At 58.2% G+C, this 23,481-nt stretch carries 22 protein-coding genes; 8 read left to right on the top strand and 14 right to left on the bottom strand.

Annotated features, from left to right (window positions below; genetic code table 11):
- Positions 1-727: 727 nt before the first annotated feature.
- Positions 728-2,938, bottom strand: a complete 2,211-nt coding sequence (locus DYE40_RS09020) for a RelA/SpoT family protein (protein WP_115308760.1) — start codon at positions 2,936-2,938, stop codon at positions 728-730.
- A 153-nt stretch (positions 2,939-3,091) separates the two neighbouring features.
- Entirely contained in the window at positions 3,092-3,448 is a 357-nt protein-coding gene (locus DYE40_RS09015) for a hypothetical protein (RefSeq protein WP_115308759.1), read from the bottom strand.
- A 443-nt stretch (positions 3,449-3,891) separates the two neighbouring features.
- On the opposite strand from DYE40_RS09015, the gene grxB reads away from it, so the two are divergent.
- Positions 3,892-4,536 (top strand): glutaredoxin 2, encoded by a 645-nt coding sequence (gene grxB / locus DYE40_RS09010; protein WP_115308758.1) that lies wholly within the window; start codon positions 3,892-3,894, stop codon positions 4,534-4,536.
- Positions 4,537-4,631: 95 nt separating this feature from the next.
- Here the strand turns inward: grxB and DYE40_RS09005 are convergent, their stop codons facing one another.
- Positions 4,632-4,874: a helix-turn-helix domain-containing protein gene (locus tag DYE40_RS09005; RefSeq protein ID WP_218564341.1), complete on the bottom strand. Its 243-nt coding sequence runs from the start codon at positions 4,872-4,874 to the stop codon at positions 4,632-4,634.
- 91 nt (positions 4,875-4,965) lie between these two features.
- Here DYE40_RS09005 and DYE40_RS09000 point away from each other — a divergent pair, with 91 nt between their 5' ends.
- From DYE40_RS09000 to DYE40_RS08995, 3 genes are all read left to right on the top strand, one after another.
- The gene (locus tag DYE40_RS09000; protein WP_115308757.1) at positions 4,966-6,216 is read left to right on the top strand and encodes a PD-(D/E)XK nuclease family protein; all 1,251 of its coding nucleotides are present in this window, start codon (positions 4,966-4,968) and stop codon (positions 6,214-6,216) included.
- Positions 6,217-6,232: 16 nt separating this feature from the next.
- The gene (locus DYE40_RS12655) at positions 6,233-6,394 is read left to right on the top strand and encodes a hypothetical protein (RefSeq protein ID WP_172461245.1); all 162 of its coding nucleotides are present in this window, start codon (positions 6,233-6,235) and stop codon (positions 6,392-6,394) included.
- A gap of 90 nt (positions 6,395-6,484) precedes the next feature.
- Positions 6,485-7,246, top strand: coding sequence for a DnaA/Hda family protein (locus DYE40_RS08995; RefSeq protein WP_115308756.1), 762 nt, complete (start codon positions 6,485-6,487; stop codon positions 7,244-7,246).
- Positions 7,247-7,723: 477 nt separating this feature from the next.
- Here DYE40_RS08995 and DYE40_RS08990 read toward each other — a convergent pair whose 3' ends face one another.
- The 6 genes from DYE40_RS08990 to DYE40_RS08970 all read right to left on the bottom strand — a co-directional run bounded on the left by DYE40_RS08990 (position 7,724) and on the right by DYE40_RS08970 (position 12,219).
- Positions 7,724-9,571 carry an RNB domain-containing ribonuclease gene (locus tag DYE40_RS08990; RefSeq protein ID WP_115308755.1) on the bottom strand — a complete coding sequence of 616 codons (1,848 nt, stop codon included), beginning with the start codon at positions 9,569-9,571 and terminating at the stop codon, positions 7,724-7,726.
- Positions 9,572-9,674: 103 nt separating this feature from the next.
- Positions 9,675-10,091, bottom strand: a complete 417-nt coding sequence (dksA, locus tag DYE40_RS08985) for an RNA polymerase-binding protein DksA (protein WP_115308965.1) — start codon at positions 10,089-10,091, stop codon at positions 9,675-9,677.
- Between the two features lie 184 nt (positions 10,092-10,275).
- On the bottom strand, positions 10,276-11,070 hold the full coding sequence (proC, locus tag DYE40_RS08980; protein ID WP_115308754.1) for a pyrroline-5-carboxylate reductase: 795 nt from the start codon (positions 11,068-11,070) through the stop codon (positions 10,276-10,278).
- An 85-nt stretch (positions 11,071-11,155) separates the two neighbouring features.
- A complete protein-coding gene (locus DYE40_RS08975) occupies positions 11,156-11,344 on the bottom strand; it encodes a hypothetical protein (protein ID WP_115308753.1) in 189 nt (62 codons plus the stop codon).
- 30 nt (positions 11,345-11,374) lie between these two features.
- Positions 11,375-11,503 carry a hypothetical protein gene (locus DYE40_RS13135; protein WP_280529829.1) on the bottom strand — a complete coding sequence of 43 codons (129 nt, stop codon included), beginning with the start codon at positions 11,501-11,503 and terminating at the stop codon, positions 11,375-11,377.
- Between the two features lie 20 nt (positions 11,504-11,523).
- Positions 11,524-12,219 (bottom strand): YggS family pyridoxal phosphate-dependent enzyme, encoded by a 696-nt coding sequence (locus DYE40_RS08970; protein WP_115308752.1) that lies wholly within the window; start codon positions 12,217-12,219, stop codon positions 11,524-11,526.
- Positions 12,220-12,348: 129 nt separating this feature from the next.
- On the opposite strand from DYE40_RS08970, the gene DYE40_RS08965 reads away from it, so the two are divergent.
- Both DYE40_RS08965 and DYE40_RS08960 read left to right on the top strand, forming a co-directional pair.
- Positions 12,349-13,386, top strand: a complete 1,038-nt coding sequence (locus DYE40_RS08965) for a type IV pilus twitching motility protein PilT (RefSeq protein WP_115308964.1) — start codon at positions 12,349-12,351, stop codon at positions 13,384-13,386.
- Between the two features lie 35 nt (positions 13,387-13,421).
- Positions 13,422-14,657, top strand: coding sequence for a PilT/PilU family type 4a pilus ATPase (locus DYE40_RS08960; protein WP_115308751.1), 1,236 nt, complete (start codon positions 13,422-13,424; stop codon positions 14,655-14,657).
- 97 nt (positions 14,658-14,754) lie between these two features.
- Here the strand turns inward: DYE40_RS08960 and DYE40_RS12650 are convergent, their stop codons facing one another.
- A complete protein-coding gene (locus tag DYE40_RS12650; RefSeq protein ID WP_172461244.1) occupies positions 14,755-14,898 on the bottom strand; it encodes a hypothetical protein in 144 nt (47 codons plus the stop codon).
- A gap of 529 nt (positions 14,899-15,427) precedes the next feature.
- Positions 15,428-15,793, bottom strand: a complete 366-nt coding sequence (locus DYE40_RS08955) for a DUF805 domain-containing protein (protein ID WP_115308750.1) — start codon at positions 15,791-15,793, stop codon at positions 15,428-15,430.
- Between the two features lie 131 nt (positions 15,794-15,924).
- Here DYE40_RS08955 and brnQ point away from each other — a divergent pair, with 131 nt between their 5' ends.
- Together brnQ and DYE40_RS08940 are read left to right on the top strand one after the other, a co-directional pair.
- Positions 15,925-17,331 carry a branched-chain amino acid transport system II carrier protein gene (brnQ, locus tag DYE40_RS08950; protein ID WP_115308749.1) on the top strand — a complete coding sequence of 469 codons (1,407 nt, stop codon included), beginning with the start codon at positions 15,925-15,927 and terminating at the stop codon, positions 17,329-17,331.
- Between the two features lie 430 nt (positions 17,332-17,761).
- Positions 17,762-19,486 carry a proline--tRNA ligase gene (locus DYE40_RS08940; RefSeq protein ID WP_115308747.1) on the top strand — a complete coding sequence of 575 codons (1,725 nt, stop codon included), beginning with the start codon at positions 17,762-17,764 and terminating at the stop codon, positions 19,484-19,486.
- 659 nt (positions 19,487-20,145) lie between these two features.
- Here DYE40_RS08940 and DYE40_RS08935 read toward each other — a convergent pair.
- From DYE40_RS08935 to lysS, 3 genes are all read right to left on the bottom strand, one after another.
- Positions 20,146-20,724, bottom strand: a complete 579-nt coding sequence (locus DYE40_RS08935; protein WP_115308746.1) for a UbiX family flavin prenyltransferase — start codon at positions 20,722-20,724, stop codon at positions 20,146-20,148.
- Positions 20,725-20,937: 213 nt separating this feature from the next.
- On the bottom strand, positions 20,938-21,690 hold the full coding sequence (locus tag DYE40_RS08930; RefSeq protein WP_147286623.1) for a hypothetical protein: 753 nt from the start codon (positions 21,688-21,690) through the stop codon (positions 20,938-20,940).
- 151 nt (positions 21,691-21,841) lie between these two features.
- Positions 21,842-23,353, bottom strand: coding sequence for a lysine--tRNA ligase (lysS, locus tag DYE40_RS08925; protein ID WP_115308744.1), 1,512 nt, complete (start codon positions 23,351-23,353; stop codon positions 21,842-21,844).
- Positions 23,354-23,481: the final 128 nt, after the last annotated feature.

Here is a 23,481-nt window from a genome sequence, read left to right as displayed (position 1 = left end):
CCGGTCTTTGCGGGAATTTTGGCGACTGCGTCGCAACCAAGGCCTTATAGCAAATTTCGTGCCATTGCATTCTTCCCATGACAGAGTGCCGGAAAATTCCTTCCGGCGCATGGCCGAAAGGTTTTTTCAGACGGCATTTTTTTGTTCTGCCAATTGGGGCGACCCAGTACGATATGACGTTTTCCGGCCAGATTGCGCAGATTTTCGTAGCTGCCGCGTCTGTATTTTTATGGACACGACAAGTAGGCTGCCCGATTTTATATACATATTCCAAACCGCTTGCAACTTGTTTTGATAAAAAGGAGCGGCAATCTTACCAAAGGCCGTCAGTGTGTTGCTTTCATGACAATATTGCTGACATTGTCGCCAAGAGGCCGTCTGAAACCGCGCTTTCAGACGGCCTCTTAGCCATTTGCTCTGCCGAATCCTGTGTAGGGTGTGTCGCGCAGCGACGCACACACTCCCCGCCGCCCGCCTTGCAAACATCCATCCGCAGCCGCGTGCGCCGCCTTTGGGCGAGATACCCTACCTTTTTCCGTTCTTTAAATTGCCGTGCCAAGTATCTGACTCAGATACCGACGTTTAGTATTTCCCCCGCTTTTCCTGTCCTTTAAAACGCCGTGCAAGTATCTGCAACCGCGTGCGTGGCAAAGCCACACACCTTACCTGAACGGCAGAGGCCGTCTGAAAACCCGTTGGACAGATTTTCAGACGGCCTCCTCGCCGTTTACAGCCGTGTAACCGACAGCACGCCGCGTATGCCGCCGAGATCGGCCAGAACGCGCGGCAGGTCGTTTACCTGCCGGATTTCCAGAGTGAAGCGCATACTGGCCGTCAGGTCGCGTGATTGGGTCTGCACGCCGGTTACGTTGATTTTGTGCCGTGCCAGATTGTCGGACACGTCGCGCAGCAGGCCGCTGCGGTCTTGAGCGCGGATTTCGATGTCCACGGCGAACACCTGTCCGCCGTCTGCCCCGCTCCATGCGGCGGGCAGCACTTTTTCCGGCGATTGTGCGGCCAGTTTTTGCAGCGACGGGCAGCCGCTGCGGTGGACGGAAATGCCGCGCGTGCGTGTAACGAAGCCGGTAATGTCGTCGGGCGGGGCGGGTTTGCAGCATTTGGCCAGCGTGGTCATCAGGCCGCTTTCGCCGTCTATCAGGATACCGCCGGCCTGGCTGCTTTTGATTTTCGACTGTCTGACGATGTTTTCTTCGCTCACGGGCGCACTCGGCGGCGTATCCGTTGCGCCGGCGGCTTTCTGTATCGCGCGCGGCGTGATTTCGCCCTGGCCGATTGCGGCGTAAAGTTCTTCGGTTTTGGTAAAGCCGAGTTTTTCGCAAAGCTGTTGCAGATTGGGTTTGCCCGGGATTTTCGCCAAGGCTTTGTCCAACTGCATCCGGCCGTTTTCGCGTACGGCATCGGCGTTTTGGCGGCGGATGTAGGCGCGGATTTTGGCGATGGCTTTGTTGGATTTGACCCAGCCTTCGTACAGCCAGTTTACCGACGGTTCGCCTTCTTTGGCAGTGATGATTTCGACGCGCTGGCCGTTTTCCAGCGGGGTGGACAGCGGCACAATCTGGCCGTCGACTTTCGCGCCCCGGCAGCGGTCGCCGATGCTGCTGTGCAGCGCGTAGGCAAAATCGATGGGCGTTGCGCCTGCGGGCAGCGACAGGACTTTGCCGTGCGGGGTGAGGACGTAAATCGTGTCGTTGAAAAGCTCGGTTTTGAAGGCGGCGGCGAGATCTTCCTTGCCGCTTTCGGCCATGTTTTCACGCCAGTCGAGAAGCTGGCGCAGCCAGGCTATTTTCTGCTCGTAGGCCGAATTGCCTTTGCCGCCCTCTTTGTAACGCCAGTGGGCGGCCACGCCGAATTCGTTGAAGCGGTGCATTTCGAAGGTGCGGATTTGCACTTCCACGCCTTTGTCTTCGGGGCCGACGATGACTGTGTGCAGGCTTTGGTAGCCGTTGCCTTTGGGATTGGCGATGTAGTCGTCAAACTCGCCCGGTATCGGCTGCCACAGGCTGTGGACAATGCCCAGCGTGGTGTAGCAGTCGGCCACGGTGTCCACCAGTATGCGCACGGCGCGGATGTCGTAGAGGCCGTCGAAATCCAGCTTTTTCTTGACCATTTTTTTGTAAATGGAATAGATGTGCTTCGGCCGGCCGGCCAAGTCGTAATGCCGCACGCCGTGCTGCGCCAGCTCCGTGCGCAAAGTAGCGAGAAAGGAATCGATGTATTCGAGGCGTTCGGTGCGCTTTTCGTCCAAAAGCCCGGCAATGCGCCGGTATTCTTCGGGATTTTGGTGGCGGAAGCCCAGGTCTTCGAGCTGCCATTTGAGTTGCCACACGCCCAGACGATTGGCCAGCGGGGCGAAAATGTCCAGCGTTTCTTTGGCAATGGCGCGTTTTTCCGGGCTGTCGGGCGCGGAGGCGAGAAAATGCAGGGTTTGCGTGCGTATGGCCAGCTTGATGATGACGACGCGGATGTCGGACACCATCGCCAGCAGCATTTTGCGCATGGTTTCCGCCTGCGCCGCCCGCTCTTCGGGCGTGTCGAGATTGTCGATGCTGGCGAAATGGGTCAGTTTCTGCACTTCGTCGATGCCGCGCACCAAATCGGCAACGGTTTTGCCGCAGCGGGCGCACACTTCTTCATGCCAGCCCTCGCGGTAGGACGAGATGTCGGCCAGCACGGCGGCGGCGGCGGCTTCGGGCAGTAGGTCGATTTGCGCCACCGTCCGTGCCGTTTCCAGCAGGTGCGGCAGCAGCGGTTCACCCGCCGTTGTGGCGGCCGCGTCGGGATAGGAGGCCTGCGCCAGAGCCAAAGCCTGTTCCAGCATTTCTTTTTGTGCGGCATTTTGTGCGGCGGCATATTGTCCGAACCATTCGGAGGCGGTGCGAACATCCTCTTTGCCGTCGGGGGAAACCGTGCCAACCATAAAACACTCCGGATACGAATGCGAAAAAGAAGCGGCATTGTAGCGGAATGCCGCCGAAGCGGTAAGCGCAACGGTGTGTTTCGGGCCGCCGCCACAGGCCGTCTGAAAACAAAAAAGCACCCGGAAACCGGATGCTTTTCAGAGGAAGAGGGATTAGCTGAGGTTGCGTTCCACATCAACCAAAGAGCGGCGGGCAAGAGCCAGGTTGGATTTGGATTTGTCCAATACGGAGTAGAGGAACAGGCCTTCGTGTTTTTTCAGCGGGCGGATGAGGTGGTATTGTTTGCCCAAGGTAATCAGGATGTCTTCAATGACATCGTTGATGCCGAGCATTTTCATGGTTTTCATTTTTGCGCTGACCACTTCGGTGTTGCCCGCAGCGGCGATTTCGAGGTCGATGGAGGGGGAGCCGCCGCCGGCCAGCATCATGCCGCTTTCAAAGTCTACAACGGCCGCAGCCAGTGCGCCGTCTACATTCAACATTTCCGATACTGCTTTATCGTAATTCATAATACACTCCAAAGGATAACAAGTTAGTAAGGGAAACCGGACTGCTGCTGGATAAAGCCGAAGGTTTCCGCCGTTTCGATAATGTGATGTGGTTTTTATGCCGGACCACCCGGCAACGGTTACCGTCCGGAGGGTGCGGCGGTAAAGTTGCGTGCAGTATATGCCTGCGGTTTAATTAAGTAAACCGCACGGCTGCTTAATTTTCAGGCATTGCAGCCTGCCGTTAATCATGTTTTTCTGCCGCTTGTTTGTCATTTTGAAAAATACTCCATAAAAAACAACAATAAACCATTGATTAAATTTTTAGCGTTTATTTTGTAAAAAATGGTTAATTATTCATTTGAAACAACACTTTGGCGAAGCGGGATTTTGGCAGTATGATTCGTGCGGCCTCAGGCGGCGGCCTTTTTCCCGTTTTGCCGCCATCAGCAAGGAAACAAAAAATGAAGCTCTATATTTACGACCACTGCCCCTTCTGCGTACGCGCCCGTATGATTTTCGGCCTGCGCGGAGTGGCTGCGGAGCAGATCGTTTTGCCGAACGACGATGAAGACACCCCGATCCGTATGATCGGGGCAAAGCAGCTTCCGATTTTGGAAAAAGACGACGGCACGTTTATGGGCGAGAGCCTCGACATTGTGCGCCATATCGACGAAACGGCGGGCAAAGGCCGTCTGAAAGAGGATGTGCGCCCCGAAATTCAGGCATGGCTGGACAGGGTCGGCGCATATGCCAACAAGCTGGTGCAGCCGCGCGACGTTTTGGCCGGTTTTGCCGAGTTTGCCACGGCTTCGGCGGCGGCGTATTTTACCGAACGCAAGGAGAAGCTGATTGGCAGTTTCGCCGACAATTTGGCGGAGAGCAGCCGTTATCTGGCGCAGCTTGATGCGGATTTGGCGGAACTGGAAAACCTGATTGCGCTGCCGGAATCGGCGGATGCGGCGGGCATGGAGGATATTCTGCTTTTTCCCGTGCTGCGCAACCTCACCATCGTACGCGGCCTGAAGCTGCCGCCGAAAACGGCGGCTTATGTGTCGGCCGTGTCGGCCATGTGCGGCGTGCCGCTGCTGGCGGATAAGGCCGTCTGAAAAAATTGCCGCCGAAGTGTGCAGAGGCCGTCTGAAAACCGCAAAACGGGTTTTCAGACGGCCTCTTTAATATTATTGCCGACAGGGATGCCGCTTTAAGGATTGTCCGCCTGCCGGTATTCCTGTGCGGCCAATTCCACCAGATACCCCGGCGGGCAGTTCAGACCCCGCGCCAGTTTCAGCACCGTTTCCAAAGAGGGCTGCTGCCGCCCCAATTCCAAAATGCTCACGTACACCCGTTGCAGCTCGGCTTCAAAAGCGAGCTGTTCCTGCGTCAGGCCTGCCTCTTTGCGCAGTTTCCGCAGGGTTTTTCCAAAAGCCACGGCAACGGTTTTCAAATGTTTCTCCTACAATTGTAGGAATTTCACCAGTATGCTATGCTGTCGTCTTCATACAACTGTATGAAAAAATCAGATACAGGGGGATTTTATGCAACGCCAAGCCATCACGCCGCCCTACGCGCTGCCGGCATTTCTGGAGCAGCTCTGCCGCGATCTGCGGCAGCACGAAGCCGCGCGGCAGCAACGGGACTACGCCGAAGCCGCCCGCTTCAATCCGCTGCGCTTTCTCGACAGCCGTGAAAACGGCCTCTCGCGCATCCTCGCCTTTCTGCTCGACCCGCAGGAAAGCCATGCCCAGGGCGGCCTGTTTCTGGATGCCTTTCTCAAAGCGGCGGATCTGCACCGCTTCCTCGCCTACGACAGCGTGGAGGTTGGTACGGAAAAAGTGTTGAAAAACAGCCGCCGCAAACACGACATCCGTATTTTAGGCCGTCTGAAAGGCAAAACCGTTTGGGCGGTTTCCATTGAAAACAAGCTGTGCGGCGCACCCGACAGGGAAGGCCAGGTGGGCAGCTATTTGGCCGATTTGAAAGAATATGCCGACGACTACTGCCTGATTTACCTGCCGCCTTTCGAGTGCGTGCCTGATGCGGCATCTGTCGATCCCGAAGAATTGGAGCAGCACCGTATCGGCGGCCGTTTCAAAATTCTTGTCGCCGAATCTTTGGCCGAGTGGCTGGAAAACACTCCGTCCCACGCCGGCAGAATCAACGACTTCAATGCCTATTTCGCCCGATACATCAAGGAGAACATCATGGGACAGGAAACTTCCGCACCCGAACTGCCCGACCACATTACCGCCCGCCCCGAACACCTGCAATCGGCTCTGTATCTGATTGCCAACCAAAACGAAATCTTCAACCGTCTGCTTGATACGCTGGCAGCACAGTTGGAAGAAAAATTTGCCAACGCCTTCCCCGATCTGGCCGATGCGGGCTGGACAGTGGAGAAATACGGCGACTATCCTGCAAAAAATGTCTGTATTTTATTTAAATCGCCAAGCGGCGGGCTTGCTGTCGGCATCGAGGGCGAAAACAGGCTGTTCGGCAAAATTTACGGGTTTGCATATGCCGACAAAGAGGATGCGCACGAAACCGAACTTGCCTCCGTCGAAGCTGCGTGGGATAGGCTGCCCGCTTTGAGCGAACCGCCTTTTGAGGCGGAACTGCTCGATATAAAAAACGACGACGGCGACATAGTGCGCCGCATGATGTGGCGGTATCTGCCCGACGGCCTGTCCGACTGGGACAGCGGCACATGGCTGCGCGTTGCCGACGGCAGCCTTGCCCGTGAAATTTTCAAAATCCTGCGTCCGCTGGCAGCAGTGGTACACCCGTAACCAAAGGAGGAAAAAAATGGTAGTAACCGTGCGCTTCAAATACGGCAACAAAGGCGGCAGCCTGAGTGCGGCCTCAAAAGTTACCATCCAGGCCGCCGCCAAAACCGAAAGCGCGGTGATGGCGGCTTTGCAGAAACACTATCCGAACCGCGATATGGTGATTTTGGAAATCAAATAAGCCGTACAGGCCGTCTGAAAACGGTTTTCAGACGGCCTGCAAACATTCAGCCTGGCAGAGACAGATTTGAAACAGCAGAAAGCAACAAATATGAGCAGCAACAAACAAATACCTCCGGACACAGCCCTACCGAATCCCGCCCACACCTTCGACACCCTGGTATGCGGCCGAGCCAACCGCGAGATATGCGAAACCGCCCGCCGCATTGCCCGCAGCCCGGGCGGCGGCATATACAATCCCTTGTTTCTCTACGGTGCGGCAGGCACGGGCAAAACCCATCTGGCCGAAGCGGTCGGCAACGAATTTTTGCGCCTGCATCCCGCCGGACGCGTATATTGTCTGAACACAGACGATTACACACAAAGCCTGATAAAAGCCATACGCACCAACAAATACGCAGACGGCGACTTCGGGCGGCAATACCAAGATGCAGACCTGCTGATTGCCGACGACATCCAATTGCTGCAAGGACGCGAACGCACGGCGGAGGAATTTCTGCGCCTCTTTGAGCATTACCGTGCGCGCGGTTGCCAAATCGTGGTCTGCGGAAGCTGTCCGCCGCAAGCACTGGCCGACACCAATCCCGGCCTTGCCTCGCGCCTGTCGCATGGCATTGTCATACGCCTCGATGCCCCCGATGCCGCCATGCGCGCCGCCATCGTGCAGGCCAAAGCCGCCGCAGCGGGAGTGGAGTTGTCCGAAGCGGCCGCCGAACGTTTGGCCGCATATCCAGCCGGAGCGGATGTCCGCTGCCTGACCGGCCTGCTCAACCGCCTGATTGCCGTGTGCCAAACGGAAAACCGCGTCCGCATCGAGGCAGACTGGCCGGAAGAAATGCTGTGCGGGCGGTAAAACCGGCGCAGCCGGAGCGGCACCCCAATCCCCGCAGGCGGGAGGAATAAAAAACACTTATTCGGACAAGCGTTTCGTGCGGCCGAATCTCCCGCAGGAGTGGAGGAAATAAAGGCCGTCTGAAAAACATCGGCACTTTTCAGACGGCCTTTGCCGTTAAGGTAGGATGTGTGGCTCTGCCACGCACGCGGTTTCAAATGCTTTCATGTGTTTTAAAGGACAGCAAAAGTGAGGCCGTCTGAAAAAACAAAGGGCGTGCAGACAATTGCACGGCATTTTAGAGAAATAGAATAAAGATAGGGTATGCCGCCCAAAGGCGGCGCACGCGTTCTTTATTTACAGGCAATTTCTCCGGCCAATCCGCGTGCGTCGCTGTGCGGCACATCCTACGCGTGATGCGGCAGGATAAACAGAAAGAGGCCGTCTGAAACCGCAAATACGGTTTTCAGACGGCCTCTTGCCGTGCTTTGCCGCCTGCTAGACCACGGCGTTGAGGTAGTTCAGGCCGATAAAGCGTTTTTCGGAATCGAGGCCGGTGATGCGCAGCCTGACGGTGGTGCGCGGCGGCAGATCGACGGGCAGGCCGGTAACGCGCGCGGCGAGGGGCAGGCCGCTGAGGCGGACGAGGTCTTCTTTGAGGATGACGGCTTCGGTTTCGGCGGCATGGTGCTGTTGCAGCCAGACGAGGCTCCAATAGTGTTCCATTTCGCGCTGGAAGTCCTGACAGGCGGCGTAGGCGGTTTCAAAGTCGCGCAGCTGGGCGAAGAGGGCGGGATCGTTTTTTGCAAAACGCGGCTCTGTGCCGCCAATCAGGGAGAGAAGCTGTTTTTGGTTTACCCAGTCGGCGGCGCGGCGCAGGGGGGAGGTAAACCAGCCGTAGTGGCTGACACCGATGCCGGCGTGGGCTTCGGCGCGGGTGCTCATGCGCACTTTGGAGGAAGGCGGCTGGACGCGGAAGAGGCCGGGCAGGCCGGCTTCTTCGAGCATTTGCGCCCAGGTGCTGTTGGCGAGGATCATCATTTCGCTCACGAGGGTGTCGATGGGCGAGTTGCGTTCGCGCTGCGTTACGGCGACGCTGCCGTCGGCCAGCAGGTCGATGCCGTAGTCGTACTGTACGGGAGGGTCGGCTTCGTATTTGCCGCGCTGTTTTTGCAGCTCTGCGGCGAGACGGTAAAACCAGGCCAGGTCGTTGTGGTGGGGGAAGGCGTTGCCGCCTTCCGTGCCCCGGTCGCGGTTGAAGTGCGGCTCGATGTGCTGGATGCGCAGGTTTTCGGCAATGGCGACGCGCTCGGTTTTGCAGACGGGATTGGATACCCGGAAATCCGCGTCCACGTCGAAATAGAGGCTGACGGCAGGCGGGGTTTTGCCTGCGTCGAGGCTGAATGCGGCGATCCAGTTGTCGGGCAGCATGGTGATTTTGCCGCCGGGGAAGTAGGCCGTGCTTTGGCGTTGGAAAACGCTGCGTTCGATGCTACTGTCTGCGGGGGCGGCGAGGGCGGGGGCGGCAATGTGGATGCCGATGCGTTTTGTGCCGTCGGGCAGCTCTTGCAGCGACAGCGCGTCGTCCACTTCGGTGGTGGATGCGTCGTCGATGGAGAAGGCGCGGATGCCTTCGGCCGCAGGCAGGGCGGGGATGTCCGGCTCTGCGGTGTCGGAGGGCTGCGTACCCTGCGGGTATTGGCGCAGCTCGAAGCCGTCGCGCAGGTATTGCGGCAGGGAGGCAATGCCGCCGACGTGTCTGGCCAGTTCGTAGGGCGTGAGCTTGAGTGCGTCGGCGGCTTTGGTGAAGGCCTTATAGGCGGGAGACTGTTTGTCGGGGGCGTGGAGGACGGTTTTCAGCACGGCGGCGACTTCGGCGGGCAGCTCGCCGTTTTTCAGACGGCCTGTCCAGTCTTCGATTTGCGCGTCCTGCTGTTTTTTGCGCTCGACGGCGGCCAATGCCTGTTTGAGGGTGTCTTCGGGGGCGGCTTTGAATACGCCTTTGCCTTTTTTGTAGAAATACATCGGCGCGGCATAAAGGGCGATGAGGGTGGCGGCGAGTTCGGTTTTCGACGGGGGATGGCCGTAGTATTCGGCGGCGGTGTCGGCGGCGGTAAATTCCTCCCGGCCGGACACTTCCCACAAAAGGGCGGTGTCGATTTGTCCGGCTTCGGCTTCGGCGGCGGCGAGGAAGGCGGCGGGATCGCCGTCAAATTCGGCAAAGACGTTGGCGGCTTTGATTTTGGCGCGTTTGCCGTGGAGGGTTTCGGCCTGATAGGCCGCTTCGGTTTTCTGGACGACGGCGGCGGTTTTGAAACGGCCGGATTCTTCGTAAAAAATGTTCATGGCGTGGGACGGGCTGTGTGGAAACGGCGGGATTATACAGACTGCGGACAGACAAACAGGCCGTCTGAAAACATTTTTTCAGACGGCCTGATGATGCGCCCGTTCAGTCGGCAAACTGTTTTTTCATGCGTTCGCGGCGTTCCTGCGCTTCTACCGACAGGGTGGCGGTGGGGCGGGCGAGCAGGCGTTTGAGGCCGATCGGTTCGCCGGTGTCGCGGCAGTAGCCGTATTCGCCCTGGTCGATAAGGCGGATGGTGTCTTGGATTTTGTTGAGCAGCTTGCGTTCGCGGTCGCGGGTGCGCAGCTCCAGCGCGTATTCTTCTTCCTGCGTGGCGCGGTCGGCCGGGTCGGGGGCGGTTTCGTGCTTTTTCAGCTCGGCGGCGGTGTCGGTTGCATTGGCAATCAGCTCTTCCTGCTGGTTGAGCAGCAGCTCGCGGAAGAAGGCAAGCTGGTCTTCGTTCATATAGTCGTCTTCCGGGCCGTTCCAGTTGATGATGTCCTGTTCGGTCAGTTTGGCCATTTTGTCTCTCTTCTGTTTGTAATAAACTGTTTTTTCAATGGGATGCGGCATTTTTTGCCGGAAAGTCCACCCGCGCTGCGACGAGTGGCGCGCATGATAGCACGGATTATTCTTTTAACTCTTGTTTTGCAATCCGCTTACATTTCTTAAACGGATAACTGTGCTTTTGGCTGCGGCGGCGTTTTCAGACGGCCTCAAACTGTGTAGCCATTTCCCGCGAACGCGCCACGCAGGCCGCCACGCCTTTGGCCAGGGATTCGGCGATGTGTTCCGCTTTGAAGGTTTCCACGGCTTCGTGGGTGGTGCCGCCTTTGGAGGTAACGTTTTGGCGCAATGCGGCAAAATCTTCTGTGCTTTGCTCCGCCAGCGCAACCGCGCCTTTGAATGTGGCCAGGCTGAGCCTGCGTGCGTCTTCGCGGCCGAATCCCTGCTGTTCGGCGGCGGTTTGCAGGGCTTCGAGCAGGTAGAACACATAGGCCGGCCCGCTGCCGCTGATGCCTGTGATATGGTGCATTTCTTCTTCGCTGCCGAGCCAGACGGTATCGCCGGCCGAGCGCATGATTTTGTCGGCGGCGGCTTTGTCGGCTTCGCAGAGGCCGTCTGCAAACATCCCCGACACGCCCAAACCGATTTTGGCGGGCGTGTTCGGCATCACGCGCACAATGCGGCGCGTGCCGCCCAGATAAGACGACAGAGTATCTATACCCAAGCCGGCCGCCACCGACAATACCAGCGCGCCGTTGGTTTGCACGCCCGCACACGCCGCCCGCATATCCTGCGGCTTTACCGCCAGCACCAAAACGTCGTCCGCGCCCAATTCCGGCAGGCTTTCGGACACGGACACGCCCAATTCGCGCACCAGCCTGGCGCGGGCGGCCTCGTTGCGTTCGGCAATATGCACCTTATAGCCGCCCTGTCTGACCAGCCCGCCCGCAATTGCGGCCGCCATATTGCCGCCGCCGAGAAAGTAGATATTCATGTTTCGCTCCTCTATATATAGGAATGGGGTGTTGTCTGTTTCAGGCCGTCTGAAAACCGGTTTTGGCGGTGCCGACACTCCGCTTTCAGACGGCCTCCGATAAGGGCTTGCCGTCAAGGCCGGTATGGATGCCGTCAAGGAAGGCTGCCGTGTCCGCCGACAAAGCCTGCCCGGCTTCGCGCACCCAGTCTGCGTAAGCGCAAAGCAGGGCAGTATGTTTCGGCAAGGCTTCAAAAATGCCGTTGTGCTGATGCGATTCGATGATATGCGCCATCAGTGCCAGCCGCTTTTCCCGACGGGACGGCTAAGCGTGCGGGTTGAGACCCGACAGGATGCGGATGAAGCGCAGCTCGTCGGCAAAATCCAAAACGGCCGGCTTCCCGCGCACTTGCGCATACAGGACATCGATCACGGCGGCTTCGGTATTTTCCATTTTTCAGACGGCCTCTCCGTTTACCGGCCGTAATCGCGCCGCCCGAAAACCGCGCTGCCGATACGCACATGGCTTGCACCGCAATCCACCGCCACTTCCCAATCGCCCGACATCCCCATCGACAGCACATCCGCCGCCACGCCCGCCGCATTCAAACCGGCCAGCAGGACACGCATTTTGCCGAACTGTTTTACCAAAGCCGCTTCGTCCGCCCCCGCTTCGGCCACACACATCAGCCCGCGCACCTGCAAATTGGGCAGCTTGGCCGCCGCCGCCGCCAGATCCACGGCCTCTTCGGGCGCAACGCCGTGTCTGGCCGCTTCGCCCGTGATGTTTACCTCGATGCACACCTGCAAAGGCGGCATGGCAGACGGCCGCTGCGCACTCAGCCGCTGCGCGGTTTTCAGACGGCCTACGGTATGCACCCAATGGGCGCGTTCGGCCACGGCCTTTGTTTTGTTCGACTGCACATCGCCGATGATGTGCCAGACAATATCGGGCAGATCGGCCAGCGATTCGGCCTTGTCCTGCCATTCCTGCACATAGTTTTCGCCGAAATCCCGCTGCCCTGCGGCATAAAGCGTGCGGATGTCGGCGGCGGGAAAGGTTTTCGACACCGCCACCAGCCGCACGCTTTCAGACGGCCTGCCCGCTTTTGCCGCCGCCTGCGCCAGATTTTGCATGAAATTTTGATAATTCTGTTGCAGCGTTGCCATGATAATTGCCTGATTGGAACGGGTTTTGGGAATTTGTGCAGATTTGCATGGAATAAACCGCCGTTCTTAATTAAAATGCGGTGTTATTTTTTGCAAGAAATTGTAACTGAAAAAGACAAAGGCCACATTATGCAAATTACCGACTTGCTCGCATTCGGCGTAAAAAACAAAGCGTCCGACTTACACCTTTCCTCCGGCCTGCCGCCGATGATCCGCGTCCACGGCGACATCCGCCGCATCAACCTGCCGGAAATGAACGCCGAAGAAGTCGGCCACATGGTAACGTCCGTGATGAACGACTTGCAGCGCAAAAACTACCAGCAAAACCTGGAAACCGACTTCTCCTTCGAGCTGCCCAACGTAGCCCGCTTCCGTGTCAACGCCTTCAACACCAACCGCGGCCCCGCCGCCGTATTCCGTACCATTCCCAGCAAAGTGCTGACCCTCGACGACCTCAAAGCCCCGCGCATCTTCCAAAAAATCTCCGACAATCCGCGCGGCCTCGTCCTCGTAACCGGCCCGACCGGCTCCGGCAAATCCACCACGCTGGCCGCCATGATCAACTACGTCAACGAAACCCAGTCCTCCCACATCCTCACCATCGAAGACCCGATCGAGTTTGTCCACGAGAGCAAAAAATGCCTGATCAACCAGCGCGAGCTGCACGAACACACCCACAGCTTCGCCAACGCCCTGCGTTCCGCCCTGCGTGAAGACCCGGATGTCATCCTCGTGGGCGAGATGCGCGACCCCGAAACCATCGGCCTCGCCCTCACCGCCGCCGAAACCGGCCACTTGGTATTCGGCACCCTGCACACCACCGGCGCGGCCAAAACCGTCGACCGTATCGTCGACGTATTCCCCGCCGGCGAAAAAGAAATGGTACGCTCCATGCTTTCCGAATCCCTGCGCGCCGTTATTTCCCAAACCCTCCTCAAAACCCGCGACGGACAAGGCCGCGTAGCCGCCCACGAAATCCTGATTTCCACCGCCGCCGTGCGCAACCTCATCCGCGAAAACAAAATCGCCCAAATCGGCTCCGCCCTGCAAACCGGCCAGCAGTACGGTATGCAGACCCTCGACCAATCGCTGCAAAACCTCGTACGCACCGGCGTGATCTCCCAAGAAACCGCCCGCGCCAAAGCACAAAACGCCGACTTCCTCTAAAATATACGCATATACAAAGGCAACGGAGAATTTCCATGAGCTCAATCCCGCAAGACCTAAACGGCCTGTTGAACGAAATCGTATCCGACTACTCGACCGGCACCAGCCCCCACCTCGCCAACGAAAGCCCCGCCTCCATCGGCCAGCACCTGCACCCCATCCTGGCGCGCATGTGCGAAGAAGCCGAAAAACGCGGCGCGTCCGACATCTTCATCAGCGCAGGCTTCCCCCCCTCGGTAAAAATCGACGGCAACCTCATCCCCGTCCCCCTGCCCGCCCTCACTTCTGCGGAAACCGAGCAGATTGTTGCCTCCACCATGAACGCCGGCCAGCGCGAAGAATACGTCCGCGCCCACGAAATCAACTACTCCGTCCAATCCAAAGCCAACGTGCGCTACCGCGTCAATTCCTATCACGAACAAGGCCGCTGCGGCCTCGTCATGCGCCGCATCAACACCGAAATCCCCTCCGTGGAAGACCTGGCCCTGCCCCTCAAGCTCAAAGAGCTCGTCATGCAGAAACGCGGCCTGCTCATCCTTGCCGGCGCAACCGGCTCCGGTAAATCCACCTCCATGGCCGCCATGCTCGACCACCGCAACCGCAACCTGCCCGGCCACATCATCACCATCGAAGACCCCATCGAGTATCTTCATGTTCCCCGCCGCTCCATCATCACCCAGCGCGAGATCGGCATCGACACCGAAAGCTGGGAAATCGCCGTACAAAGCGCAATGCGTCAGGCTCCTGATGTCGTCTGCGTCGGCGAGGTGCGTTCCGTAGAAAGCATGGAATACGCCCTCCAGCTCGCCCAAACCGGCCACCTATGCATCTTTACCATCCACGCCACCACCGCCAACCAAACCATCGAACGTATCATGAACCTGTATCCCGAAGACCGGCACAAGCAGGTACTGATTGACTTGGCCATGAACCTCGTCGGCATCATCGGCCAGCGTCTCGTTGTCAAAAAAGGCGGCAAAGGCCGCACCGCCATCGTCGACCTCATGATCAACACCCCCGCCGTACAGGATTTGGTATTCAAAGGCGACCTGCTCGGCATCAAAGATCTGATGACGCGCGGCCAGGGCGACGGTATGCAAACCTTCGACCAACACCTTTTCGACCTTTATGCCGCCGGCACCATCGACTACGACGAAGCCATCCGCCAGGCCGACTCCGCCAACGACCTGCGCCTGCGCATCCAGCTCTACGAAGAAGGCAACAAGCCCGACCACATCTTCGACCGCGTCAGCGACCTCAATCTGATTTGATCCGCCCGTACGCATTTTCAGACGGCCTGTCCGAACGGACAGGCCGCTTCTTTTTTGCATTACCGCTTAAACGCGTGCGTCGCCGTGGCGGCACACCCTACACAAGAGTCAGCAGCAAGCAAACGGCAGAGGCCGTCTGAAAGCGCAGCTTCAACGAAGTTAAAAACACGGATTCGCTGCGTCCGAAATGCCGCTTGCGGTTTTCAGACGGCCTCCAAGGTAGGGTGTGTGGCTCTGCCACGCACGCGGCTGCGGAGATTGCACGGCTTTTGCGCTGCGGCGGGGAACGCGTGCGTCGCCGGGGCGACACACCCTACGCGGGATTACGCGGGATGCGGCAGGACAAACGGAAAAGGCCGTCTGAAACTGACAAATCCACCGCATACCTGCTCCCTCTCCTGCGCCCGCGCGGGGGAGGGTTGGGGAGGGGGTGGCGGTTTGCAAAACCGCTTTCCCGCCCGCAAACGCAGCCGAAGCGGCAAAGCCCCCGCCTTCCCCCGCAGGCGGGGGAGGGAACAGAGGCCGTCTGAAAATCTGTCAAACGGGTTTTCAGACGGCCTCTGCCGTTCAGGTAGGGTGTGTGGCTCTGCCATGCACGCAGTTGCAGATACTTGCACGGCAGCTTGTAAAGTCGGGGAACGCGTGCGCCGCTGCACGACCCACCCTACGCGGGATTCGGTGGGGCGGCGGAAAGGTTTGTATAAAAAACAGCCTGAAAACGATGTTTCAGGCTGCTGTGTGCGAAATATCCCAATCCGGCGTGAAAGCAGTCAGATTTCGCTGCGTGGCTCCGCGCCATAATTATTATTGCCTGCTGTGCCTTCCAGGGCACACAAAATCAAGACAATAATAAAGCCGATACCAGGTAATAAGGCAATCAAGCTATACCAGCCCGAGCGGTCGGTATCGTGTAACCGGCGGACTTGTACCGCCAAACTGGGTAAAAATGTTGCAAGCAAATACAAATTGCCGATGAAATTGAAGCTCCCACCTGTTGAGCTACGCATGAGGCCGGCAATGAAGCCCAACATAAAAGCTACAATAAAATGACACAGCATAAACATCCAATATTCTCTACGCGATGCGCGTCCGCTGAAGCCGACATAATTTTTCAATACGGCAAAATACCATTTCATATTAAAATTCCCAAATAAACGTTAAATGAAAACCAAATAATTGTTAATTATTTTAAATAAAAAGTCAAGAGGCTTTCACGCGCCGCCGCCGTTTGGGCGGCATTTTCCCTTTCCGACAGGTATTTGTATCCATGAGTAAAAACACAAAAAAATCGGCCTTTCTTGCCACCGGTCTGATGCTGTTCGCGCTGTTTTTCGGCTCGGGCAACCTGATTTACCCGCCCACCATGGGTCAGAATGCCGGCTCGGCGGTGCTGCCCGCCACTTTGGGCTTTCTCATTACCGGCGTGGGGCTGCCGCTGATGGGCGTGCTGGCGATCGCCTATTCCAATTCGCACGACGTGCAGGATTTGGCCGGCCGCGTTTCCAAGTGGTACGGCATTGTTTTTGCCGTGGTGCTGTATCTGGCCATCGGCCCTTTGTTTGTGTCGCCGCGCAATGCCACGGTGGCGTTCGACATCGCCATCCAGCCCTTTTTGGGCGATGATGCGCAGTTGAAGGCGCGGGCGGACAATATCGTGTTTTCCGTCGGAACTTATGCGGTGTCCGAACTCAAGCTGTGGCTGGCGGGCTTTGCAGCCGTGTTTTTCGCCGTCAGCTACTGGCTGTCGGTATCGCCCGGCAAGCTGGTCGACCGCGTGGGCAAGGTACTCACGCCCGCGCTGCTGCTCTCCATCGCCGTTTTGGTGGTGTATGCCGCCGTCAATCCGATGGCGCCCTTGCAGGCTCCGTCCGCAGCCTATGCCGCCGCTCCGGTGGTAAAGGGTCTGATCGAGGGCTACGGCACGATGGACGCGCTCGCCTCGCTGGTGTTCGCCATTATCGTCATCGATGCGGTGCGCGGCATGGGTTACGGCAAAAAAGAAGAGGTGCTCTACCTGACCTCCCGCGCGGGCTTTGTCGCCATCGGCTTTCTCGCTCTGGTGTACGCTTTCGTGGCCTATATGGGCGCAAGCAGCGTCGGCAGAATCGGTATGCAGGAAAACGGCGCGGTGGTGCTGGCCAAGGCGGCACACTTCTATTTCGGCGCACCGGGCAACGTCCTGCTGGCCGTTATCGTGCTGCTGGCCTGCCTCTCCACTTCCGTCGGCCTGATTACTTCCTGCGGCGAATACTTCGCCCGACTGCTGCCGAAAGTGTCCTACCGGATCTGGATTACCGTGTTCACCCTGGTGTCGCTCGCGCTGGCCAATATCGGCCTCACCGGCATCATCAAATTTTCCGTACCCGCGCTGATGCTGCTGTATCCGCTGACGATGGTACTGATCATCATGGCCTTTTTGGACAAATTCTTCGGCGGCAGACGCATTGTTTACGCCTGCGCCATGCTCGGCACCGCCCCCGTCGCCGTGATCGACGGCTGGCGCACGCTGCACGGGATGCTGGAAATGCCCAAAGACGACTGGATTATGCACGCCGATTCCTACCTTACCGGCACGCTGCCGCTCTATCCGCAGGGCTTGGGCTGGCTGCTGCCTGCCGCTGCGGGACTGGCGGTCGGGCTGGTGCTGGCGAAAATTTTTGTCAAGGGCGAGTAAGCCAACGCAGAGGCCGTCTGAAAACCCGCAGCGGTTTTCAGACGGCCTCCCTGCCGCTTTTTGGTTTACCCACAAAATCTGTGGATAAGTCTGGGGGTAAAGTATGGGCAAACGGCCGAAGCCGTTTGCCCGCCATATCCGCCTGACATTGCCCAAAAAATACACACAAATAAATTTGTATAAAATCAACAAGATAAATAAAACACTTAAAGAAAGGCCGTCTGAAAACGGCAAATCTCCAAGCAAAACAAAGCGGTGGGAAATTGTGCATAAAATCTGCTTGACAGGCCCTTTTCCCCGCCTGCGGAAGCGGCACAAAATGCGGCGGAAGTTTTCAGACGGCCGCAAATAAAGGCAGAAAACGCCCGCCCGCAAATCCGTTTCGCGTTACAATCCGCCATCATTTCTTAACATTAGAAGAACCGCCGCCATGAAAGCCAGCCAATTTTTTATTTCCACCTTAAAAGAAGCCCCCGCCGAAGCCGCACTTGCCAGCCACAAGCTGATGATACGCGCCGGCCTGATTAAGGCAAACGCCTCCGGCCTCTACACCTGGATGCCGATGGGTTTGCGCGTGTTGCGCAAAGTCGAAAACATCGTGCGCGAAGAAATGAACCGCGCCGGCAGCGTCGAACTGCTGATGCCCGTGGTGCAGCCGGCCGAATTGTGGCAGGAATCCGGCCGCTGGGAATTTTACGGCAAAGAACTCTTGCGCCTGAAAGACCGCCACGAGCGCGATTTCTGCATGGGGCCGACCTGCGAAGAAGTCATCACCGACATCGTGCGCAAAGAAATCACCAGCTACAAGCAGCTTCCGAAAAACTTCTACCACATCCAAACCAAATTCCGCGACGAAGTGCGCCCCCGTTTCGGCGTGATGCGCGCGCGCGAATTTGTGATGAAAGACGCTTATTCCTTCCACGCCGACTACGAATCGCTGGTGCGCGACGGCTACCAGCCCATGTATGACGCATACTGCCGCATCTTCGACCGCCTCGGCCTGAACTACCGCCCCGTCGCCGCCGACACCGGCAGCATAGGCGGCACCGGCTCGCACGAATTTCAGGTGCTGGCCGACAGCGGCGAAGACGTGATTGCCTACAGCGACACTTCCGATTACGCCGCCAACGTCGAGCTGGCCGCCACGCTGCCGCTTTCAGGCAGCCGCGCTCCCGCCGCCGAAAGCCTGGCCAAAGTCCATACGCCCGATGTCAAAACCATCGCCGCGCTGGTGGAATTTTTAAACATTCCGATTGAAAAAACGCTCAAATCCATCGTGGTCGAAGGCGAAAACGCAGGCGAAATCGTCTTGCTGCTGTTGCGCGGCGATCACGAGTTCAACGACATCAAAGCCGAAAAACTCGCCGGCGTGAAAACCCCGCTCACCATGGCCGCGCCCGAACTTATCCGCGCGCAATTCGGCGCAGACGGCGGCTCGCTCGGCCCGGTCGGCTTTAAAGGCCGGGTTTACGCCGATTTCGCCGTAGAAAAAGGCGCAGACTGGGTAATCGGCGCCAACGAAAACGGCTGGCACTACACCGGCTTCAACTTCGGCCGCGATGCCGCCGAACCCGGATTTGCCGACATCCGCAACGTAGTCGAAGGCGACGAAAGCCCCGACGGACAAGGCCGTCTGAAACTCGCGCGCGGCATCGAAGTCGGCCACGTTTTCCAACTGCGCGACAAATACTCCGCCGCCATGAACGCCGCGTTTTTGGACAACAACGGCAAAGCGCAAATCATGGAAATGGGCTGCTACGGCATCGGCATCACCCGCATCGTCGCCGCCGCCATCGAGCAGAATAACGACGAACGCGGCATCATCTGGACAGACGCAATGGCACCCTTCCAAGCCGTGATTGTGCCGATGAACTACAAAAAATCCGACACCGTGCGCGAAGCGGCCGACCGCCTCTATGCCCAATTGCAAGCGGCAGGCGTGGACGTATTGCTCGACGACCGCGACGAACGCGCCGGCGTGCTGCTCAACGACAGCGAATTGCTCGGCATTCCCCACCGCATCGTTATCGGCGACAGAGGCTTGAAAGAAGGCCAAGTCGAATACGCCCGCCGCACCGACAGCGAAGCACAAAGCATCGCGCTGGACGAAGTCGCCGCCAAAGTGCTGGCGGCGTTGCAGGCGCAAACCGCATAAGCCCGCAAACCGCACAAAGGCCGTCTGAAAAGTGTTCAGACGGCCTTTTTATATGAACAACTAGGCAGGGCGTGCCGCCAAAGCGACGCACGCGCTTGCGAATATTGCATGGCGTTTTGAAAAACGGGAAACGAGGCCGTCTGAAAGCGCAGCTTCAACAGAGTTAAAACACGGATGCGGCGTATCCGAAATCCCGCTGGCGGATTTCAAACGGCGTTGCGTTTGGCTGCTGGAAGCGCGTGCGTCGCTATGCGACACACCCTACGCGGGATTCGGTAGGACACACAGACAAGGAGGCCGTCTGAAAATATTTGTACTTTTCAAACGGCCTCTGCCGTTAAGGCAGGGCGTGCCGCCAAAGCGACGCACGCGCTTGCGAATATTGCATGGCGTTTTGAAAAACGGGAAACGAGGCCGTCTGAAAGCGCAGCTTCAACGGAGTTAAAACACGGATGCGGCGTATCCGAAACCCCCGCTTGTGGTTTCAAACGGTGTTTCCGTTGTGGCGGGAAGCGCGTGCGTCGCTGTGCGACACACCCTACGCGGGATTTGGCGGTACAGACAGGCAAAGAGGCCGTCTGAAAAGCCGCTCCGCCACAGACGGAACAGGTTTTCAGACGGCCTGTTTATATGTTTCCGCTGCTTGGAAGCTGCCGCGCCTACTCTGCCGCGCCGCCACGCCATTGCAGGTTTTCCGGCAGGGGGATGCCCAGCAGGGAAAGGGCGCGGGCGGTGCTGTGGGCGACGATTTCGTCGGCGGTTTGCGGGCGGTGGTAGAGGGCGGGAACGGGCGGGAAAACGATGCCGCCCATTTCGGTTACGCGGCGCATATTGTCGAGATGGGCAAGGTTGAGCGGGGTTTCGCGCACCATCAGCACGAGGCGGCGGCGTTCTTTCAGGCTGACATCGGCGGCGCGGGTAATCAGATTGTCGGCCAGGCCGTGCGCGATTGCGCCGAGCGTGCGCATCGAGCAGGGGGCGATTATCATGCCGTCGGCGGGAAACGAGCCGCTGGACACGGGTGCGCCGAGGTTGCCGACCGCGTACACCACGTCGGCCAGGCCGTAGATTTCGTCTTTGCCGTAGGAAGTTTCGAGGGCGCGGGTCAGCTCCGCGCCTTTGGAAACAATCAGATGGCTTTCCACGCCTTGCGCGCCGCGCAGGATGCGCAGGGCGGCGGCACCGTATTGGAAGCCGCTGGCTCCGCTGATGCCGACGACGATGCGGCGTTTTTGCATATGCAGTCCTCCGAATGGCTTTGAGGCCGTCTGAAAAGCCGTTTTCCGCTTTCAGACGGCCTCTCTGCCAAAATCCGTGTCTTCAAACAATCCCTGTAAACCGGAATCCGCACGGCGGGCGGCAGGCAATACGGCCTGATTTTTCCGCATTCAGGCCGTCTGAACGCCGGTTATGGAAACGCTGTCCGGCCGTGCGGCGCGGGAAACGGTCTATCATTTCTCGGAAACGGAAGACAGTTTGCCGTCGGGGCTGAAAAACACGATAACGGGGGTTTGTTTCAAATCGTGGTTTTTCTCGTAGCGCACCGCCCAGACAAAGGCGGGTTTGGCCGGTGTCCAGTTTTGGGAGACTTCGTAGGTAATGCTGTTCCAGCCGTTGTTGAAGGCGACGGGGTTTTTCTCCTTGGCGATTTTGTCGGCTTCGGCCACGATGGCGGGCAGCACGGAGAAATCCACGTCGTTTACGGGGAAATAGCCGTTTTCGGTGTCGGCTCTGACATTCAGAATGCGCACGCCTTCGGGGCCGGTCCAGCTTTTGCCGCCGACGCTGTATGTGTAGCCGATGATTTTGGCTTCTTTGGCAGAGGGGGAGCTGCTTTCTTTGGTGCCCGGAACAATGTTGCGGATGTTCAGCGACAAAGTGGCCGCGTTTTCGCGGCCGCTGTCGTTGCGGTGCGGCTCGGCACGCAGGGTAAAGAATTGGTAGGCCTCTATTTTTTTGCCCTGCACTTCGGGGCGTTTTTCCAATTCGGACAAAGCCTGTTTGACGGCGGCGGGATCGGTGAAAAACTGGCGGGCGGCGGCGGCGATGGCGGCGGTTTCTTTGTCGTATTCTTTTTGCGCCTCTTCCGCCCTCGCCATGGCTTCGGCCTGCAATTCCTCCGCGCTTTTCTTCTCGCCGCAGCCGGCAAGCAGGGTGATGCCGATCAGGGCGGCGGCGATGGATTTGGGGATGGGTCTGTTCATAGTTTGCTCCATATGGTTGGTGGGATAATCGGGAACGTTCGCGAAATAAAATCTGCGGCCTTGTTTCTTTTCTGTTTTCCGTCATGCCTGGCAAACAGGCCGTCTGAAAACCCTTACCGTGCTTTTCAGACGGCCTGTGCAGCGTATCCGCCTATTCCGGCCGCATCTGCGGAAACAGAATCACGTCGCGGATAGACGGCGCGTCGGTAAGCAGCATCACCAAACGGTCGAGGCCGATGCCGCTGCCGCCGGTGGGGGGAAGGCCGTATTCCATTGCGCGGATGTAGTCGGCGTCGTAGTGCATGGCTTCGTCGTCGCCCGCGTCTTTTTGCGCGGCTTGGGCTTTGAAACGCGCGGCCTGGTCTTCGGGGTCGTTCAACTCCGAATAGCCGTTGGCCAGCTCGCGGCCGACGACAAACAGCTCGAAGCGGTCGGTCAGGCCGGGTTTGGTGTCGGAGGCGCGTGCCAGCGGCGACACTTCGACGGGGTAATCGATGATGAAAGTCGGGTTCCACAGTTTGCCTTCGGCGCAGCCTTCGAACAGTGCCAGTTGCAGGCTGCCGATGCCGGGTGCGGGCGGGATTTTTTCGCCCAGCCTGACGATTTCTTTTTTCAGCCATTCTTCGTCGGCAAGCTGCTCGTCGGTGTAGTGCGGATTGTATTTCTTAACGGCTTCGAGAATCGTGAGCCGCTCAAACGGGCTTTCCAAATCGACTTCTTTGCCGTTGTAGCTGATTTTGGCCGTGCCGCACACTTCGCGCGCGGCTTGGCGGATTACGCCCTCGGTCATTTCCATCATGCGCTCGTAGGTGCAGAAGGCTTCGTAAAATTCCATCATGGTGAATTCGGGGTTGTGGCGCGTGCTCATGCCTTCGTTGCGGAAGCTGCGGTTGATTTCGAACACGCGCTCCAAGCCGCCCACCACCAGCCGTTTCAGATAAAGCTCGGGCGCGATGCGCAGATAAAGCGGCATATCCAGCGCGTTGTGGTGGGTTACAAACGGTTTGGCCGTTGCGCCGCCGGGAATCGGGTGCATCATCGGCGTTTCCACTTCGAGATAACGCTCGTTTACCATGTAGTTGCGCACGGTTTGGATGATGCGGCTGCGTTTGATGAAGGTGTCGCGCGATTCGGGATTCACAATCAAATCCACATAACGCTGGCGGTATTTCGCTTCCTGGTCGGCCAGGCCCTTGTGTTTGTCGGGCAGCGGGCGCAGCGATTTGGAGAGCAGGCGGATTTCGGACACGCGCACGGTGAGTTCGCCGTGGTTGGTTTTGAACAGCGTGCCTTGTGCGCCGACGATGTCGCCCATGTCCCAATGTTTGAAATCCTCATGCGCGGCCTCGCCCACGCCCTGATTGTTGATGTAGAGCTGGATTTGGCCGGTGGCGTCCTGCACGGTGGCGAAGCTGGCCTTGCCCATCGCGCGTTTGAGCATCATGCGGCCGGCGATTTTCACCGGGACTGCCTGCGGGTCGAGTTCTTCTTTAGACAAAGCGCCGTATTTCTCGTGCAGATCGGCGGCGAAGCTGTCGCGTTGGAAATCGTTGGGAAACGCGATGCGCTCTGCGCGGACGGCGTTGAGTTTTTCGCGGCGGATGGCGGTGATTTGGTTTTCGTCGAGCTGTGGTTCGGCAGCGGCCGGATGGTGTTCGTTCATATTGTTTGCCTGATAAAAAACAGGCAGTTGCAGCTGCCTGACAGTAAAAAAAACTGCGCGGATTTTACACCGCTTTCCGTATTTTTAAAAGGCGGCGGGAGCCTGTGCGGATTTTCGGGCGGCCTGCC

This window comes from Kingella potus (assembly GCF_900451175.1).
GTDB lineage: Bacteria > Pseudomonadota > Gammaproteobacteria > Burkholderiales > Neisseriaceae > Neisseria > Neisseria potus.
This window is presented reverse-complemented; position numbering and strand designations above follow the sequence as displayed.

Excerpts from the sequence above, each read along its gene's own strand:
- DYE40_RS09015 (WP_115308759.1), bottom strand. The coding sequence starts at position 3,448 with ATGAATTACGATAAAGCAGTATCGGAAATGTTGAATGTAGACGGCGCA.
- DYE40_RS08935 (WP_115308746.1), bottom strand. The coding sequence starts at position 20,724 with ATGCAAAAACGCCGCATCGTCGTCGGCATCAGCGGAGCCAGCGGCTTC.
- DYE40_RS08965 (WP_115308964.1), top strand. The coding sequence starts at position 12,349 with ATGCAAATTACCGACTTGCTCGCATTCGGCGTAAAAAACAAAGCGTCC.
- DYE40_RS08975 (WP_115308753.1), bottom strand. The coding sequence starts at position 11,344 with ATGGCGCATATCATCGAATCGCATCAGCACAACGGCATTTTTGAAGCC.
- DYE40_RS08955 (WP_115308750.1), bottom strand. The coding sequence starts at position 15,793 with ATGAAATGGTATTTTGCCGTATTGAAAAATTATGTCGGCTTCAGCGGA.
- grxB (WP_115308758.1), top strand. The coding sequence starts at position 3,892 with ATGAAGCTCTATATTTACGACCACTGCCCCTTCTGCGTACGCGCCCGT.
- brnQ (WP_115308749.1), top strand. The coding sequence starts at position 15,925 with ATGAGTAAAAACACAAAAAAATCGGCCTTTCTTGCCACCGGTCTGATG.
- DYE40_RS09000 (WP_115308757.1), top strand. The coding sequence starts at position 4,966 with ATGCAACGCCAAGCCATCACGCCGCCCTACGCGCTGCCGGCATTTCTG.
- DYE40_RS08960 (WP_115308751.1), top strand. The coding sequence starts at position 13,422 with ATGAGCTCAATCCCGCAAGACCTAAACGGCCTGTTGAACGAAATCGTA.
- DYE40_RS08940 (WP_115308747.1), top strand. The coding sequence starts at position 17,762 with ATGAAAGCCAGCCAATTTTTTATTTCCACCTTAAAAGAAGCCCCCGCC.
- DYE40_RS09020 (WP_115308760.1), bottom strand. The coding sequence starts at position 2,938 with ATGGTTGGCACGGTTTCCCCCGACGGCAAAGAGGATGTTCGCACCGCC.
- DYE40_RS08990 (WP_115308755.1), bottom strand. The coding sequence starts at position 9,571 with ATGAACATTTTTTACGAAGAATCCGGCCGTTTCAAAACCGCCGCCGTC.
- DYE40_RS08995 (WP_115308756.1), top strand. The coding sequence starts at position 6,485 with ATGAGCAGCAACAAACAAATACCTCCGGACACAGCCCTACCGAATCCC.
- lysS (WP_115308744.1), bottom strand. The coding sequence starts at position 23,353 with ATGAACGAACACCATCCGGCCGCTGCCGAACCACAGCTCGACGAAAAC.
- proC (WP_115308754.1), bottom strand. The coding sequence starts at position 11,070 with ATGAATATCTACTTTCTCGGCGGCGGCAATATGGCGGCCGCAATTGCG.
- dksA (WP_115308965.1), bottom strand. The coding sequence starts at position 10,091 with ATGGCCAAACTGACCGAACAGGACATCATCAACTGGAACGGCCCGGAA.
- DYE40_RS08930 (WP_147286623.1), bottom strand. The coding sequence starts at position 21,690 with ATGAACAGACCCATCCCCAAATCCATCGCCGCCGCCCTGATCGGCATC.
- DYE40_RS12655 (WP_172461245.1), top strand. The coding sequence starts at position 6,233 with ATGGTAGTAACCGTGCGCTTCAAATACGGCAACAAAGGCGGCAGCCTG.
- DYE40_RS13135 (WP_280529829.1), bottom strand. The coding sequence starts at position 11,503 with ATGGAAAATACCGAAGCCGCCGTGATCGATGTCCTGTATGCGCAAGTG.
- DYE40_RS08970 (WP_115308752.1), bottom strand. The coding sequence starts at position 12,219 with ATGGCAACGCTGCAACAGAATTATCAAAATTTCATGCAAAATCTGGCG.